Here is a 13,516-nt window from a genome sequence, read left to right as displayed (position 1 = left end):
GCGCCCACGCCGGCGGCGGCCGCACCGACCGCTGCGGCCAGGACAGGCAGCACCAGCGGGATGGCGCAGGCGACGATCAGCATCCATTCGTGCACGTCGTCGCGCTTGTCGGGATGGCGCACCAGACGGATGATGACGGCGGTCAGATCGCGGGCGCTGGTGACGATGATCACCCCGGGCACGAAGCTCACCAGCATGTCGGCAACGATGGCCGAGATCGGACGGTCGTCGTCGAACTCGCCGTAGATCACGGCCTTGAGCCAGTCCATGCCGCCGACGATCTTGCTCCAGACCTTGTCGAGTACGTCGTTCATGGGCAGTGTGCTCTCCGGGAAGTCTGGCAACCGGATAAAACAATCCAAAAAATGTGGTTTGTGACGTTACTCGGTTTCCTGCAATCCTCAACTCCAGGTCATTGCCTTACCCCACCACCCAAGCCTTCGCCTCACGAATATCTTCACCACCCCGGTGATCGTAAAACCGAAGAACTTCACACCGGCGCGTATCCACTCCACATCGGTCACCACCGCCACTTTCTCCCAAGCCGTCATATGCGACAGCCCCACCTTGGCGTCATCCCACATCGCGCCGGCAGTAAAGCCGGTCCATTCGGGACCGATGTGATACAGCAGCCGGATCTTGTCGTGCGTCTTCAGAGCGGCTTCGACCGCGGGGATCACGACCGATTCATAGTCCTCGGCCGTGATCTGACCGGACGCGACGAATCCCACCACGTGGGACGGCAGTTCGGGCATGAGTTTGATCATTACGGTAGCCTCCTGAGGATTAACATCACTACGTTCGCACACGTCCTGACGCTTAGGCTGCGCAGTCCGTCATGCTGCTCCGACTTTCCATTTCATTAATATGGTTATTATTCAGACTGCAACAGATGGGATAAGTTCTCAAGCCCGACTCGGTTCGTCACCCCACAACCGTCCACCCAGCCCTGAAGCCCTTCGCACACGCCGCGCCACGGCGGCGGCGACGATCGGCTCGTCCGCCCACAGCTCCACGCTGCTGCGCGCGCGGGTGATGCCGGTGTACAGCAGCTCGCGGGTCAGTACGCGCGCGTCCTGCCGGGGCAGGATCAGCAGCACTTCGTCGAACTCCGAGCCCTGGCTCTTGTGCACGGTCATGGCGTACACGGTCTCGTGCGCCGGCATGCGCCCCGGATGCACGGCGCGCAGACTGCCTTCGGGCGCTTCGAAGAACACGCGCAGACTGCCCGCGGCGTCCGGCCAGACGATGCCGATGTCGCCGTTGAACAGGCCCAGCGCATAGTCGTTTCCCTGCACCATCACCGGCCGGCCGCGGTACCACGGCTTGCGCGTGTCCACGCCGAAGCGCCGGCGCAGGTGGCGCTCGATCTGCGCGTTGATCTCGACTACGCCGAACGGCCCCTCGCGCAGGGCGCAGAGGATGCGCAGGCGTTTGAGACAGGCCAGGGCCTGCTCCGGCCCGGAGGCGGCAAGCGTGTCGCCCAGCACTGCATCCAGCCGCTCGCCCAAGCGCGCCTCCAGCGGCGCAGGCGGCACCAGGCTCAGATCCGGCCAGCCGGCCTCGAGCACGCCAAGCGCCTCGTCGGCGTCGCCGGCATTGACCGCCTGCGCCAGGGCGCCAATGCCGCTTTCGCGCGCGAAGCGGTAACTGTGCGCGAGCAGGGCAACGCTGTCGGCCATGGCCGACGCCTCGGCTGCCTGCCCTTGCGTCTCGCCCGCGGTCTCTAGCAGCGCCTTGCGCAGCTCGGCCGAATAACGCGGCTCGGCCGCCTCGCCGCAGATATCGGCCAGCACCGCGCCGGCCTCCACCGAGGCGAGCTGGTCGCGATCGCCCAGCAACACCAGGCGCGCGTGCTCCGGCAGCGCGTCCAGCGCGCGGGCCAGCAGCGGCAGATCGACCATGGAGGCCTCGTCGATCACCAGCAGGTCGACGTGCAGCGGATTGCCGGCGTTGCGGCGCGGCTGGCTGCGACCCGGCATGACGCCGAGCAGACGGTGCAGGGTCTGCGTGCGCTCCAGGATCGCGGCCTGCTGGATGAGGTCCAGCGGCAGCTCGCGCTTTGCGGCCTGGATGGATTCGGCCAAACGCGCGGCGGCCTTGCCGGTGGGCGCCGCCAGCGCCACGCGCAGATCCTGGCCCTGTTCCAGCAGCAGCGCGAGGATGGCGGTGACGGTGCGCGTCTTGCCGGTGCCGGGGCCGCCCGAGATCACGGCCAGGCGACGCAGCACGGCCAACGCCGCGGCGCGCCGCTGATCCGCGGCCGCAGCGTCCTCGCCCAGCAGACGGCGCAGGCCTTCGGCCAGGCGCTTGCGGTCGACGCCCTCGGCCCAGGACCCGGCACGGACGCGCAGCGCGTCAGCCAGACCTGTCTCGAATGCCCAGTAGCGGGCCAGGTACAGCGCATCGCCGTCCAGCACCAGCGGCGCGGTCGGCCCATCCGCCACCGCCGGACAGGCCTCCAGCATAGCGTGCCACTCGGTCAGCGGCGGCGACGACAGCTCCGGCAGGTCCTCGAACACGGCACGTCCGGCCCAGTCGGCCAGATGCAGGCATACGTCGCCTTCGCCGGTCTGGCGGCTGACCAGGGCGGCGGCGAGCAGCACGCCGTCCGGCGCCTCGCCACGCCCGCCGTTCTCCCCACCACGCGAAACGAGTTCGTCGACAAGGCGCGCGAAGTGATAGTCCAGCTCGCGGATCAGGCCGAGGCTCGCCGCGCGATGTAGAAACGAGAGCGCGCTCATGCCACGCCCTCCACGCCGGCGAACAGCGCGTCCAGTGCCTCGATCAACTCAAGCCCAGGGCGGTCTCTGTACACGCCCAGACGCGGGCCGCCGGCCGGGCGCATGCCGCGCAGGAACAGGTAGAACACGCCGCCGAAGTCGCGCTCGTAGTCGTAGTCCGGCAGGCGCGTGCGCAGGTGACGGTGCAGCGCCACGCAGTAGATGAGGTACTGCAGCTCGTAGCGGTGTTCGCGTATGGCGTCGGCCAGACGGGCCTGTCCGTAGTCGTCGAAGCTGTCGCCCAGGTGGTTGGACTTGTAGTCGGCCAGGTAGTAGCGCCCGTCGCGGCGGAACGTGAGGTCGATGAAGCCCTTCATCATGCCGCGCAGCGGGCTGAAGTGCAGCCGCTCGCCGGCCAGCTCCAGCGGGCCGCTGCGCGCCAGCAGCGCATTCAGTACGCCCGGCTCCAGCGGCGCCAGGGGATAGTAGAAGGCCAGCTCGTCGCGCCGGTCGGCGCGCTCGACCTCGCGCAGGCACAAACCGCCATCGTCCAACGGGGTGTCCAGCACACGGGTGATCAGCGCCTCGATGGCCGGCCGCCACTCGGGGTCGAAGCCATGCAGGCGCAGCCCGTCGCGCACGGCCTGCGACAGCGTCTCGCCCCGGGCCTGCGGGAAGTCCAGACGCTCCAGCAGGGCGTGCAGGAACAGGCCGGCCTGCGCGCCGCGCGGGAAGGCAAAGGCGTCGCGCGCCGGGCGCAACGGCGCGGGCGCAGCGGCCTCGTCCAGCGCCACGGCGTCGTAGTCCGGCAGTTCGGCGCGCTCGCCGTGGCCGGCAACCAGGCCGGAGTAGCTGGTCACGCGCCAGCCGCCATCGACACGCCCGGCGAACGGCCGTGCGTGCTGCGGGCCGGATTCAGGCGACGGCGGCCGGGGTGCCGGTTCCGTGGGCAGCTCGCGCAGGTCCAAGGCGTCACCGGACGGGTCGAAGCCGAGAAGATCGGCGCGCAGCTCCTCCTCGTCGCGCCCGCCCATGCCTCGCTCGCCGTGCAGCAGCCAGGCCAGGGCGGACTCGCCGGCGCCGGCCACCGCTCCCCAGCTCAGGTATACGCGGTGGCGGGCACGCGTAAGCGCGACGTAGAGCAGGCGCAGGTCTTCGGCCAGGCGCTCGCGTTCGGCCAGGGCCGCATGCGCCTCGCGCTCGTCGCTGCCCAGGTCGGCGCACAGCGCGAAGTCGTCCGCGGCATGAAACACGAACGGATTCTTGTGCTCCAGCGGGTCCTTGGGTTTGAACGGCTTCGCGCTCCAGGGGAACGGCAGGAACACCAGCGGGTATTCCAGCCCCTTGGAGGCGTGCACGGTGACCACCTGCACCAGCGATTCGTCGCTTTCCAGGCGCAGCTGCTGCTCCTCGTCCTCGCCGTCGGGCTCGGCGATGCGCTCGTCCAGCCAGCGCAACAGCGCCTCGAAACCGCTGCGCTCGCCCGCGGCCACGGCGAGCAGCTCGCCGAGCTGCAACAGGTTGGTCAGGCGCCGCTCGCCGTCGGGCTCGGCCAGCAGACGGTGGGCGATGTCGCATGTGGAAAGCAGCCGCGTGAACATGGCCATGAAGCCGTGCTCGCGCCAGCGTTGGTTGGCGTCCTGGAAATGCGTCAGCCAGCTCTCCCAGGCATTTTCCTCGTGGTTGAGCGCTTCCAGCGCGACGGCATCGGCGCCGATCAGGTCGGTCGCGAGCGCCGCACGCAAGAGGCGCGCATCGCCCGGTTCGGCCACCGCGCGCAGCAGACGCCGCAGCCCTTCGGCCTCGGGCGTGGCGAAGATGCTGTCGCGCGTGAGGAACACGCTGGCGATGCCGGCCGCCGCCAGCGCCTCGCGCACCACGGCGGCCTCGAAACGGTCACGCACCAGCACCGCCAGATCGCGCGCCGCCAGCGGCTGCTCCCCCAGGCGCGCCCCGCCCTTCGCCGCCCGGCTCAGCAGCGCGGCGATCTCGTGCGCGCAGGCGGCGGCCGCAGCCTGCTTGGCCTCGCCGCCAGGCAACGGCTTGCCGTTCGCCGGCAGCAGCCACCAGCACGCCAGCGGCGCCGGCGTCTCGCCGTCGATCAGCAGCGGCTCCTTGTCGGCCTTGGGTGAAGCCTGCACCGGATGGAATTCGATCGCATCGAACAGGAAGGGCTTGGGATGTGCGGCGAACAGCCGGTTGATCGCCCCGACCAGCGCGCTGGACGAGCGCCAGTTGGTCGCCAGCGTGTAGGCGTTGTCCTGCGCTTCGCGCTTGGCCTGCAGGTAGGCGAAGATGTCGGCGCCGCGAAAGCCGTAGATGGCCTGTTTCGGGTCGCCGATCATGAACAACGCGACGGAGCCGCTGCGGGACGATGATCCCGCATTGAACATCGGCCCGGAATGCTCATCGGCCGCCACGGCAAACTCCGCTTCCTCGCCGTTTCCCGCCTTGTCTGGCCGCCCCTCGCTACGCTCTGATTTCGGGGAATACACCGTGCTGAAGATCCGGTACTGCAGCGGGTCGGTGTCCTGGAATTCGTCGATCATGGCGACCGGGAAGCGTTCGCGGATGCGCTCGACTAGCGCCGCGCCTTCGGTGCCGACGAGCACGCCGGCGAGCTGGGTGAGCAGATCGTCGTAGGCCAGCAGGCGCCGCGCGCGCTTGTGTTCGGCGATCGCCTGGCGGGCGAAGGCCGTCGCCTCGCCCAGCAGCGCGGCGCGGCGCGCCCGAGCCAGGCGCGGACCCAGCGCTTCCAGTTCGCCGCACAGATCGAACACCGGGCCGGAAGGCGTGTCATGGCCCTTCTTGGTGCCTGCCTCCAGCTTGGCCGGCGTGAACAGGTCGATGCGCTCGGGCAAAGCACCCGGCGGCGGCTCACCAGCCAGCCACTCGGCGAAGGCCTGCAGCGCGCGCTCGACCGTGGCGACCCGGTAGCGGTTGCGGCTAAGCGCCGGACCTGCACGCAGCAGTTCGCTCACCGCCTCGCCGTCCCGCCCCCAGGTCCCCGCCAGTTCCCGGCGCAAGTCTTGCCAGCGCGCTTCCAGCGCCTGCGCACGATCGGCGGCATCTTCAGGCAGCAGGCGCGCAGCGTCGCGCCCGAGCAGATCGGCAATCTGCCGGTACAGGCCGTCCGGCGTCTTCCATTCCGCCGAAGCCCAGGCGACGTCGGCCGGCGGCGCGCCGTAGAAGCGCCGACGCCAGAAATCCTCCACCACGGCGCGGCGCAGTCCGTGCTCGTCACGCAGCAGCTCGGCCTCGAAGGGTGCGCCGCTCTCGAAGGCGTGGTCGGTCAACATGCGCTGGGCGAAGCCGTGGATGGTGTAGACGGCCGCCTCGTCCATACGCGCCACCGCGTCGTCCAACAGTTGCACCGTGGCCGCGGGATCAGCGGCACGCCGCACGATACTGCCGAGATCGCCGTCGTCCTCGGCAGTGCCGCTCACCAGCAACTCGCGCGCCTCGCGCAGGCGGCGGCGGATGCGCGCGCGCAACTCCTCGGTGGCGGCGTTGGTGAAGGTGACAACCAGAACCTGCGGCACTTCCAGCTCGCGCTCCAACACCAGGCGCAGATAGAGGTTGGCGATGGTGTAGGTCTTGCCAGTGCCGGCGCTGGCCTCGATGAGCTGCACGCCGTGCAGGGGGAAGCCAGGCATGTTCAATTCGTTCATCGCAGATTTTCCATCACGCCGTCGAGCTTGCAATCCGGGACAAGGAGACGGGCAAGCTTCCGCAAATTCCCGGTCGTCACGACACTGTCCGCAAACGGTTTCAATCTGGATGCCAGTTCTGACATACCAGGCCGGGCACGCGGGAAAACTCCCGTACATTGCGCGTCACCAGCGCCGCCCGATGGCGCAGTGCCGTGGCGGCGATCAGGGTATCGTGCGAGCCGATAGGCGTACCGAGGGCCTCCAGCCCGGCGCGAAGTTCGGCCGCCTGCGCCGCGCATTCGCTGTCGAAAGGCAGCAACTGCATCGGTCGCAGTAGTTGCGCGAGCGCCGCCATCCGAGGTGCCGCGACTTTTTCAGGCAGGCGCATCAAACCATAGCGCAGCTCGTATTCCACGATGGCCGGCACGCCCAACTCCATCGGTCGCAGCGCTTGCAGGCGCGGCACCACATGCGGGTCACCACGGAAGTAGTAACTGATCGTATTGCTGTCCAGGATCAACATGGCCAATCGTCAAAACCCCAGGCGCTGTACGTCGGCCGGCGGACTCGGGTTGTCTTCGCGCAGCGGGAAGTCGGCGAAGCGCCCGGCCAGATCGAGGCAATCCTGCGGCCATTCCTCGGCGGCATATTTACGAATGATCTCGGCCACCCAACGGCTCTTGGACAGACCGCTGGCCGCAGCCGCTTTCTCCACCAGCGCCTGCGTGGATTCGTCCAGATAAAGCGTGATCTGCGACATGGCGCACCTCCTCGATAGACTGGCACGTATATGTACAAGTATATGCCTTCTCTTTCCGGCGTCAAAACGTCATGCGGCCAAGGCTTGCACGTGCCGAACAGCCATGGGGTCACGCGCATAAATCGTCCTCCATCCCCGTCCAGGCGCACGTTCGCGAGGCGGGCGATCAGGAGGGGATCAAACGTCAAAATGGGGTAAAACCCATATGACCACGAAGCGGGTACAGGCGCTGTGCTTGTCGGGTGGAATCGTCGATGGAGGGGGCTTGCTGATCACGGCGGCGCTTTGCGTCTTGCAGCGCAAGGGCCGTTGAAGGCTGCATTGAAGTCCCAAGCATCTCCTCGTCACTCGATCAAGGAATCTATCTACCGAACAACCTTGTTCTCATGCGACGTAGCTTCGCAGGCAGCATGCGACGTAGCTTCGCAGGCAGCATACGACACAGGTTGTCGCGCCAATCGACTATGATTTGGCAATGCCTGAGCATCCTGTCAGGCAGATTGATTCAATGCGCTCAATTGTGATGCAAGCGACCTGAACCGCCATGCCAGAAGCCCTTCTTCGCCAATGTGCCATGCTGCGTGCCATTCCCCGACAGCCGCAGGGCATCGATGCCGTCGCGCTGAAGGCGCGTCTGTTCGACGAGGGATTCAACGTCACGCTGCGCACGGTGCAGCGTGACCTCGAAGCGCTATCGAGCATATTCCCGCTGACCTGCGACACGCATATGCGGCCATACGCCTGGGCCTGGGAGCGTGGCGCCGTGCACGACATGCCCGGCATGGACTCATCCACGGCTCTGACCTTCGTGCTGGCCGACGAATTGCTGCGCCCGCTGCTGCCGCGCACGAGTCTGACGCACCTCGAACCGCACTTCGCGCAAGCGCGGGTAACGCTGGACCAGCTTTCCGCGACCTCGGGACTCCGCACCTGGCGCGAACGGGTGCGCGTGTTGCCGCGCGGGTTGCGCCTGCGTCGGGCCGATGTGCCTACCGACGTGCTCGATGTAGTCTACGACGCGCTATTGCGCGAACGCCGCTTCGAGGCCGACTACAGTGCCCGCCAGACCGGCGACACCAAGCACTATCAGGTCAGCCCGCTCGGGCTGGTGGTGCGCGATTCGGTCACCTACCTCGTGGCGACACTGCGCGACTACGCCGACATTCGCCAACTGGCACTCCATCGGTTCTCCAATCCTGGAGCCACCGACCTGTCGCTGAACCGCCCCCACGGCTTCGACCTTGACGCCTACATCGCCCAAGGCGCCATGGGCGTAAGCACCGGCGAGGCGCCCGTCGCCCTCGTCGCCCTGTTCGATACCGACGCGGCCGAGCACCTTGCCGAAACTCCGCTTGGCGACAACCAGCGCCTCACGCCGCAGGACGACGGCCGCATTCGCGTCGAGGCCAGCGTGCCGGACAACCGCGAACTGCGCTGGTGGTTGCAAGGCTTCGGTGCGCAGGTCGAAGTGCTCGCCCCGGCCAGCCTGCGCGAGGAGTTTCAGCGTATGGCGCAGACTCTAGCGGAGCGGTACGGCGGCGAGACCTGAGCCATCGATGCGCCACGGACAGTCGTTCCGACGACCGCTGTGAGCATCCTCCATCTTCGCCCCTGATGGCGCCAACATCATTTGTGCTAATGTGGGTTTGTAGCATTCATGGAGCGCACGCATGAGCCGACTCACGATCGAAATTCCCCCCAGCAGCATCAGAACCTGAAGGCATTGGCGGCCCTGCAAGGCAAGACGATCAAGCAATACGCCCTTAAACGCCTGTTCCCCGGCGATGCGAATGGCGATCAGGCATGGCAGGAGTTGAAGGCCCTCCTGGACACACGCATCGGCGAGGGCCTATCCGGGAAGGTGTCCACCAAAAGCTTCGGCGACATTCTCGATGAGGAGCTAACCGAAAGCGACGGTGCTTGAACCCGCCCGATTACATCCTCACCGCAGCAGCAGAAGCCGACCTGCGCGGCATCATCCGCTACACGCGCAGCCAATGGGCCATGCTCAGGTGCGTCGCCACATCGCCACCCTGAAACAGTGCATCACGCGCCTCGCAACCGGGCAAGGCGCATTGCAGGCATTGGACGCGCTATATCCTTCACTGCGCATGGCGCACTGCGAGCATCACGTCGTGTTCTGCCTGCCACGCGGGAACACGCCGGCATTGATCGTGGCGATTCTCCATGAACGCATGGACTTGGTGACGCGACTGGCCGACAGGCTGGCCCCGTAAGACACGCCGGCGTGTGACTGGCTCGAAAGCCAACCGCCGACTCACACCCGAAGCGCTTCATATCCTGTAGGTACGATTAGGCGCCTCGATGCGGACCATCCCCTTTGGCCCATCACCTGCATAACAAACCAAGCCCAAACGACGCAGTTCGTCGCCCCACCCCCATAAGCTCGTCCCCGCCGCGCCGTGCGGCGTCACGTCACAGCGACCAAGGGATGGGTATACGGATGAGCGAACCGACCGACAACTGGTATTACGCCAACGAGGGCCAGCGCACCGGCCCACTGAGCTTCGAACGGATGAAAGCGCTGGTAGCCGAAGGCGGAATCGCTCCGGATACCAGCGTCTGGCCCGGCACCGGCGAATGGCGGCCAGCCAGTGAAACGGTATTGGGAGGACTGTTCCCGCCGCCCACACCGACTGCCGCAGTCCCGCCACCGCTGACCAGTATGGTCAGCAACCGCTACGTCTGGGCCAGCATCGCGGTGCTGGTCGTGGTGACGGCCGCGCAACTCGCCTACATCCTCACCGGCGGGGCCAGCGACACCGGCGGCGTCTGGACCCTCATCTTCATCGCCGCGACCCTCGTGTTTCTGTTCATCGACGAGCGCAAGGTCAAGAAAGCCGGTTATCCTTCGCCCGCCAGTTGGTGGATGCTGCTGTTTCTGCCCACCTACTACTGGCGCCGCGCCAAGCTGCTCGGCCAGCGCAAGCATCATTTCTGGATCTGGGTCGGCGCTTTGATCTTCTCCTCCGCGCTCGTCCTGGGCGTACAGTCCTACCAGCAACAACAGGGCTACACGATCATGCTCGAACAGAACGCCTGCCCGCTGGTGACCGAGATCATCCAGAAACAGCTAAACGGCACGGCTACTTGCATCAACGTGATGCTGGGCAAAGAGATGTCGAACGGCTTCTACAAAGCCGACGCCCTGCTCGACAACGGCAACAGGCTACGTATCACCGTGCAAGATACCCAGGACGGACACATCGAAGTCAAAGTACCCCCACAGTAAACAACCAACGCCGGCAAGCGTTACGGTAGTCCGAAACACATCCGGGCCGGCCGAGAGGTATGCGTACCTCATACCGGCCCGGACATCTGCCAGTACCACGCAAGCGGCGCGTCATTCCTCCATAGACCGAGAGTAGCGCGACTCAAAACTCATACGTCCAACGTCCGCGATTCGTGACAACCGTCACTTCCGACACATTGCACAAGCCAACGACGTCGACCGCAACCGTCTGGCCGAACGTCAGCTTCTTCGGCAGCGCCTTCACGATGGACGCAATGTCGCCGTGGATCGCCACGCTCCGGTTGTCGATGCCGCAGTTGCCACGATTGACCACGATGTTTTCGACCGTCACCGCATCGGCAGTTGCCGTCACCTTCACCTCGGTGTAATGCACATCCGTCCAAAAATCGATCCTGCCGCCAATCGCGACCTTAACCGGCGCTGATGAATTTCCGCACCCGCTTAAACTCAAAATGACCAACACGGCCAACAACCTTTTTTTCATGCTCCCACCTCGACGACGCTTCGCGGGAACGCCCGCGTATCGCAGAGCATGAGCGCACCACACGACATATCGCGTCGTTTGCTTGGGGAGCACATCAAGGCCGACGAAACCATGAGCCGAGGCATATGCCCGACCAGAAAACCTTATGGCCAAGCAGCGCCAACGAAGCCCCGTCGTGCCTTCCGTAACATCTGCGCAAGACCCTGCACCGGCAGGATCCTACGCGTCACCGACCACTGGAATAGCCGAACTTGTACTGATGCTTTTTAATGATGCAGAATCGCATCATTAATGATGCGGAGAGGACATAATGCGAACCACGGTCACGATCGACGATGCCCTGTATCAGAAGGCCCTGGAAATGGCCGGTCCGAACGTAGACAAGGCCGAGATATTCCGTGAGGCCATGAAGACCTACGTGCGCGTGCAAGCGGCCAAGCGCCTCTCTGCCTTGGGCGGCGCCGCGCCCGACATGCAGGATATACCGCGCTGGCGCGCGGAGCCAGCCGCGCAGTGAACGTACTGGTGGACACCTCGGTATGGGTGAATCACTTCAAGGCCCGCAACGATGCCCTGGTCCGGCTGATCGAGGCGGATAGAGCGCTGGTTCATCCGATGATCGTCGCCGAACTGGCATGCGGCACACCTCCCGAGCCGCGCATCCGAACGCTCGGCGACATCGACCTCCTGCTGCCCTCCAATCAGGCGACTCTGGCGGAAGTGCGCGAATTCATCGAGCGGGAAAAACTGTACGGGCTTGGCTGCGGCTTGGTCGACATAACGCTGCTCGCCTCCACGCTGATCACGTCGGACGCACAACTTTGGACCCTGGACAAGCGCCTGGCCGGATTGGCCAAACGCTTCGGCATCGCCTATCGGTCCATGCCGCACTAAGGCGGAAAAATCTCGGCGATGCCTAAAGGAGTATAACGGGCAGGGTATCATCGCTATTCGCATTTTAGGTCCGGAACAACTGTTGCCGAAGCGTTGACGTGGCAACACTGACCGTACGCCTTCCAGGCGACAAACACGCCAGGCTCAAGGCCTTGGCGGACAGCAGCACATCAGCATGAACAAGCTGACGGAAGAGCTTTCCACGCGGGCGATTGCGGAAACTCGATTTCGGGCGAGGGTCGCCAAAAGCTCCATGCAGAACGGCCTGAACGTGCTGGACAAACTCGACAAGACCTTTGGCGCTTAACGCCGCCAACCGAATCGCGCGCAGCGATTATTGCGCGAGGCAAAAACCAAGACTCAAGACCCGTCGGGTATGATATTGTCATACCTCAACCTTGCGTCGGCCTTCACTCCATGAGCATGCATCGAAAAACCATCACATTGACCGCGCAGCAAGACGGCTGGGTCAAGGGCCAGATCGAAGCCGGGCATTTCGGCAACGATAGCGAATACATTCGTCACCTCATCCGCCGGGATCAGTTGGAGAAGGAACGCCTTGCGGCATTACGGCAGGCCTTGCTGGCCGGAGAAGCCAGCGGTTCGCCGAAATCTCTGGATTTGCCCGCCATAAAAGCGGCCGGACGCGCCCGCTCGAAAGCGTCCCGGTAGTGCGCGAGCTGAGCCTTACGCCACAGGCCGAAGCGGACCTCGTCGAGATATGGATGTACACCTGCGAGGCATGGAGTGCGGAGCAGGCCGATGAGTACCTCGATCAGTTGGGCGAAAGCATGAAGCACCTGATCGACCACCCTGCGCTGGGAGCGGACTACAGCCATGTCCGCTCGGGATACCGGCGATTACACAGCGGACACCATGCGGTGTTTTATCAAGTGTTCGAAGCGGAAGTACGCATTGTGCGCGTGCTGCACGAAGATATGGACGCGCCGCGAAGACTCATCGAGTGAAGCAGGCAGACGGTGTTCCGGAAACTGGATCGCCACAAGAAGAATACCGTCAACGCCTAAGGCGAAATCCGGCTCGACGTTCCGCATCACCAACCGGAGCGAACACGTCGCCGACCTCGTGCCGCTAGGCACGGCGGAGAGCCGCAACGGCCGGTAGGCCGCCGAACGCATATGTAGCGAGTTTCGGGGTTGGGCGCGGCTCAGTCAGGTAAATGCGTTATTGCAAGACCTGTCCCCGAGGCACACGTGGGCGGGCAAAAGGCAAGACCAGACCTCGCGTCCTCGCATCAAACTCAAAATAAGTCGATATCCCAATGCCTCCAAGTATCCGACCCTAATTCATTTTTTGTTTCGTCTTTTAGCATCCATAAAAAATTACAAGAATTGTCAAAGTCGCCGGTTAGGCAGCCCGCACTAAACTGATGACAGTTGTCGAGCACAAAATTATAGTCTCTGACTTTACCCACCGCACTCTTCGCTCGATCCGCAGTTTTTTTTGAACCAACTGCAGATGCACCTCTGCACGACACTAAAATGTTCATGGCCGTTCCTCCAGAAATAAACTCTTTAGGAGTTACTATCTCAATTCTTCCTTTGCCACTAAGGACACGCTGATTTATTCGCCTGAGGCGTCTGTGCTAGTCGTGAGTCTGGGATAATGAGCCGTCGTCACAGTTGAGTTGATCGCCATGCAATCGAGCTTTTCGGAGTTGGAATACGCGGCCAAGAAGAAGCGCACGCGCCGGGATCGGTTTCTATC

Annotated in this window: 17 protein-coding genes; 9 read left to right on the top strand and 8 right to left on the bottom strand. The window is 64.5% G+C overall.

The features are described 5' to 3' along the window. The 6 genes from P8014_RS18910 to P8014_RS18885 form a co-directional block, all read right to left on the bottom strand. A partial coding sequence (locus P8014_RS18910) for a hypothetical protein (RefSeq protein ID WP_337818881.1) occupies positions 1-314 on the bottom strand: 314 nt, incomplete at its 3' end. Positions 315-401: 87 nt separating this feature from the next. Further along, entirely contained in the window at positions 402-767 is a 366-nt protein-coding gene (locus P8014_RS18905) for an STAS/SEC14 domain-containing protein (RefSeq protein WP_337818880.1), read from the bottom strand. 138 nt (positions 768-905) lie between these two features. After that, positions 906-2,744: an exodeoxyribonuclease V subunit alpha gene (gene recD, locus P8014_RS18900; protein ID WP_337818879.1), complete on the bottom strand. Its 1,839-nt coding sequence runs from the start codon at positions 2,742-2,744 to the stop codon at positions 906-908. Next, entirely contained in the window at positions 2,741-6,394 is a 3,654-nt protein-coding gene (locus P8014_RS18895; protein WP_337818878.1) for a UvrD-helicase domain-containing protein, read from the bottom strand. Before P8014_RS18895 ends, recD begins: the two co-directional genes overlap by 4 nt. A gap of 100 nt (positions 6,395-6,494) precedes the next feature. Next, positions 6,495-6,899, bottom strand: a complete 405-nt coding sequence (locus tag P8014_RS18890) for a type II toxin-antitoxin system VapC family toxin (RefSeq protein ID WP_337818877.1) — start codon at positions 6,897-6,899, stop codon at positions 6,495-6,497. Between the two features lie 9 nt (positions 6,900-6,908). Continuing rightward, positions 6,909-7,136, bottom strand: coding sequence for a CopG family transcriptional regulator (locus P8014_RS18885; RefSeq protein ID WP_337818876.1), 228 nt, complete (start codon positions 7,134-7,136; stop codon positions 6,909-6,911). Between the two features lie 544 nt (positions 7,137-7,680). Between P8014_RS18885 and P8014_RS18880 the strand changes: the two genes are divergently transcribed. The 4 genes from P8014_RS18880 (at position 7,681) to P8014_RS18865 (ending at position 10,389) form a co-directional block, all read left to right on the top strand. Continuing rightward, positions 7,681-8,685 (top strand): WYL domain-containing protein, encoded by a 1,005-nt coding sequence (locus tag P8014_RS18880; protein WP_337818875.1) that lies wholly within the window; start codon positions 7,681-7,683, stop codon positions 8,683-8,685. 108 nt (positions 8,686-8,793) lie between these two features. Next, positions 8,794-9,060 carry an antitoxin gene (locus P8014_RS18875; protein ID WP_337818874.1) on the top strand — a complete coding sequence of 89 codons (267 nt, stop codon included), beginning with the start codon at positions 8,794-8,796 and terminating at the stop codon, positions 9,058-9,060. Positions 9,061-9,133: 73 nt separating this feature from the next. Next, positions 9,134-9,373: a type II toxin-antitoxin system RelE/ParE family toxin gene (locus tag P8014_RS18870; protein ID WP_337818873.1), complete on the top strand. Its 240-nt coding sequence runs from the start codon at positions 9,134-9,136 to the stop codon at positions 9,371-9,373. Positions 9,374-9,600: 227 nt separating this feature from the next. Next, positions 9,601-10,389: a DUF4339 domain-containing protein gene (locus tag P8014_RS18865; protein WP_337818872.1), complete on the top strand. Its 789-nt coding sequence runs from the start codon at positions 9,601-9,603 to the stop codon at positions 10,387-10,389. A 142-nt stretch (positions 10,390-10,531) separates the two neighbouring features. Here the strand turns inward: P8014_RS18865 and P8014_RS18860 are convergent, their stop codons facing one another. Further along, on the bottom strand, positions 10,532-10,894 hold the full coding sequence (locus P8014_RS18860; RefSeq protein WP_337818871.1) for a hypothetical protein: 363 nt from the start codon (positions 10,892-10,894) through the stop codon (positions 10,532-10,534). 310 nt (positions 10,895-11,204) lie between these two features. Here P8014_RS18860 and P8014_RS18855 point away from each other — a divergent pair, with 310 nt between their 5' ends. The 5 genes from P8014_RS18855 (at position 11,205) to P8014_RS18835 (ending at position 12,756) form a co-directional block, all read left to right on the top strand. After that, a complete protein-coding gene (locus P8014_RS18855; RefSeq protein ID WP_337818870.1) occupies positions 11,205-11,411 on the top strand; it encodes a type II toxin-antitoxin system VapB family antitoxin in 207 nt (68 codons plus the stop codon). After that, positions 11,408-11,788 carry a PIN domain-containing protein gene (locus tag P8014_RS18850; RefSeq protein ID WP_337818869.1) on the top strand — a complete coding sequence of 127 codons (381 nt, stop codon included), beginning with the start codon at positions 11,408-11,410 and terminating at the stop codon, positions 11,786-11,788. The genes P8014_RS18855 and P8014_RS18850 overlap by 4 nt, the downstream gene beginning before the upstream one ends. A 175-nt stretch (positions 11,789-11,963) precedes the next feature. Then, positions 11,964-12,095, top strand: a complete 132-nt coding sequence (locus P8014_RS18845; RefSeq protein WP_337818868.1) for a hypothetical protein — start codon at positions 11,964-11,966, stop codon at positions 12,093-12,095. A 110-nt stretch (positions 12,096-12,205) separates the two neighbouring features. Continuing rightward, on the top strand, positions 12,206-12,460 hold the full coding sequence (locus tag P8014_RS18840) for a type II toxin-antitoxin system ParD family antitoxin (RefSeq protein ID WP_337818867.1): 255 nt from the start codon (positions 12,206-12,208) through the stop codon (positions 12,458-12,460). Next, positions 12,460-12,756, top strand: coding sequence for a type II toxin-antitoxin system RelE/ParE family toxin (locus P8014_RS18835; protein WP_337818866.1), 297 nt, complete (start codon positions 12,460-12,462; stop codon positions 12,754-12,756). The genes P8014_RS18840 and P8014_RS18835 overlap by 1 nt, the downstream gene beginning before the upstream one ends. 293 nt (positions 12,757-13,049) lie before the next feature. On the opposite strand, the gene P8014_RS18830 is transcribed toward P8014_RS18835, so the two are convergent. Then, entirely contained in the window at positions 13,050-13,298 is a 249-nt protein-coding gene (locus P8014_RS18830; RefSeq protein WP_337818865.1) for a hypothetical protein, read from the bottom strand. Between the last annotated feature and the right edge of the window lie 218 nt (positions 13,299-13,516).

The sequence above is a fragment of the Acidihalobacter sp. genome (assembly GCF_037381185.1).
GTDB lineage: Bacteria > Pseudomonadota > Gammaproteobacteria > DSM-5130 > Acidihalobacteraceae > Acidihalobacter_A.
This window is presented reverse-complemented; position numbering and strand designations above follow the sequence as displayed.

Coding starts and splice junctions, on each gene's coding strand:
- P8014_RS18905 (WP_337818880.1), bottom strand. CDS start 767: ATGATCAAACTCATGCCCGAACTGCCGTCCCACGTGGTGGGATTCGTC.
- recD (WP_337818879.1), bottom strand. CDS start 2,744: ATGAGCGCGCTCTCGTTTCTACATCGCGCGGCGAGCCTCGGCCTGATC.
- P8014_RS18895 (WP_337818878.1), bottom strand. CDS start 6,394: ATGAACGAATTGAACATGCCTGGCTTCCCCCTGCACGGCGTGCAGCTC.
- P8014_RS18890 (WP_337818877.1), bottom strand. CDS start 6,899: ATGTTGATCCTGGACAGCAATACGATCAGTTACTACTTCCGTGGTGAC.
- P8014_RS18885 (WP_337818876.1), bottom strand. CDS start 7,136: ATGTCGCAGATCACGCTTTATCTGGACGAATCCACGCAGGCGCTGGTG.
- P8014_RS18880 (WP_337818875.1), top strand. CDS start 7,681: ATGCCAGAAGCCCTTCTTCGCCAATGTGCCATGCTGCGTGCCATTCCC.
- P8014_RS18875 (WP_337818874.1), top strand. CDS start 8,794: ATGGAGCGCACGCATGAGCCGACTCACGATCGAAATTCCCCCCAGCAG.
- P8014_RS18870 (WP_337818873.1), top strand. CDS start 9,134: ATGGGCCATGCTCAGGTGCGTCGCCACATCGCCACCCTGAAACAGTGC.
- P8014_RS18865 (WP_337818872.1), top strand. CDS start 9,601: ATGAGCGAACCGACCGACAACTGGTATTACGCCAACGAGGGCCAGCGC.
- P8014_RS18860 (WP_337818871.1), bottom strand. CDS start 10,894: ATGAAAAAAAGGTTGTTGGCCGTGTTGGTCATTTTGAGTTTAAGCGGG.
- P8014_RS18855 (WP_337818870.1), top strand. CDS start 11,205: ATGCGAACCACGGTCACGATCGACGATGCCCTGTATCAGAAGGCCCTG.
- P8014_RS18845 (WP_337818868.1), top strand. CDS start 11,964: ATGAACAAGCTGACGGAAGAGCTTTCCACGCGGGCGATTGCGGAAACT.
- P8014_RS18840 (WP_337818867.1), top strand. CDS start 12,206: ATGAGCATGCATCGAAAAACCATCACATTGACCGCGCAGCAAGACGGC.
- P8014_RS18830 (WP_337818865.1), bottom strand. CDS start 13,298: ATGAACATTTTAGTGTCGTGCAGAGGTGCATCTGCAGTTGGTTCAAAA.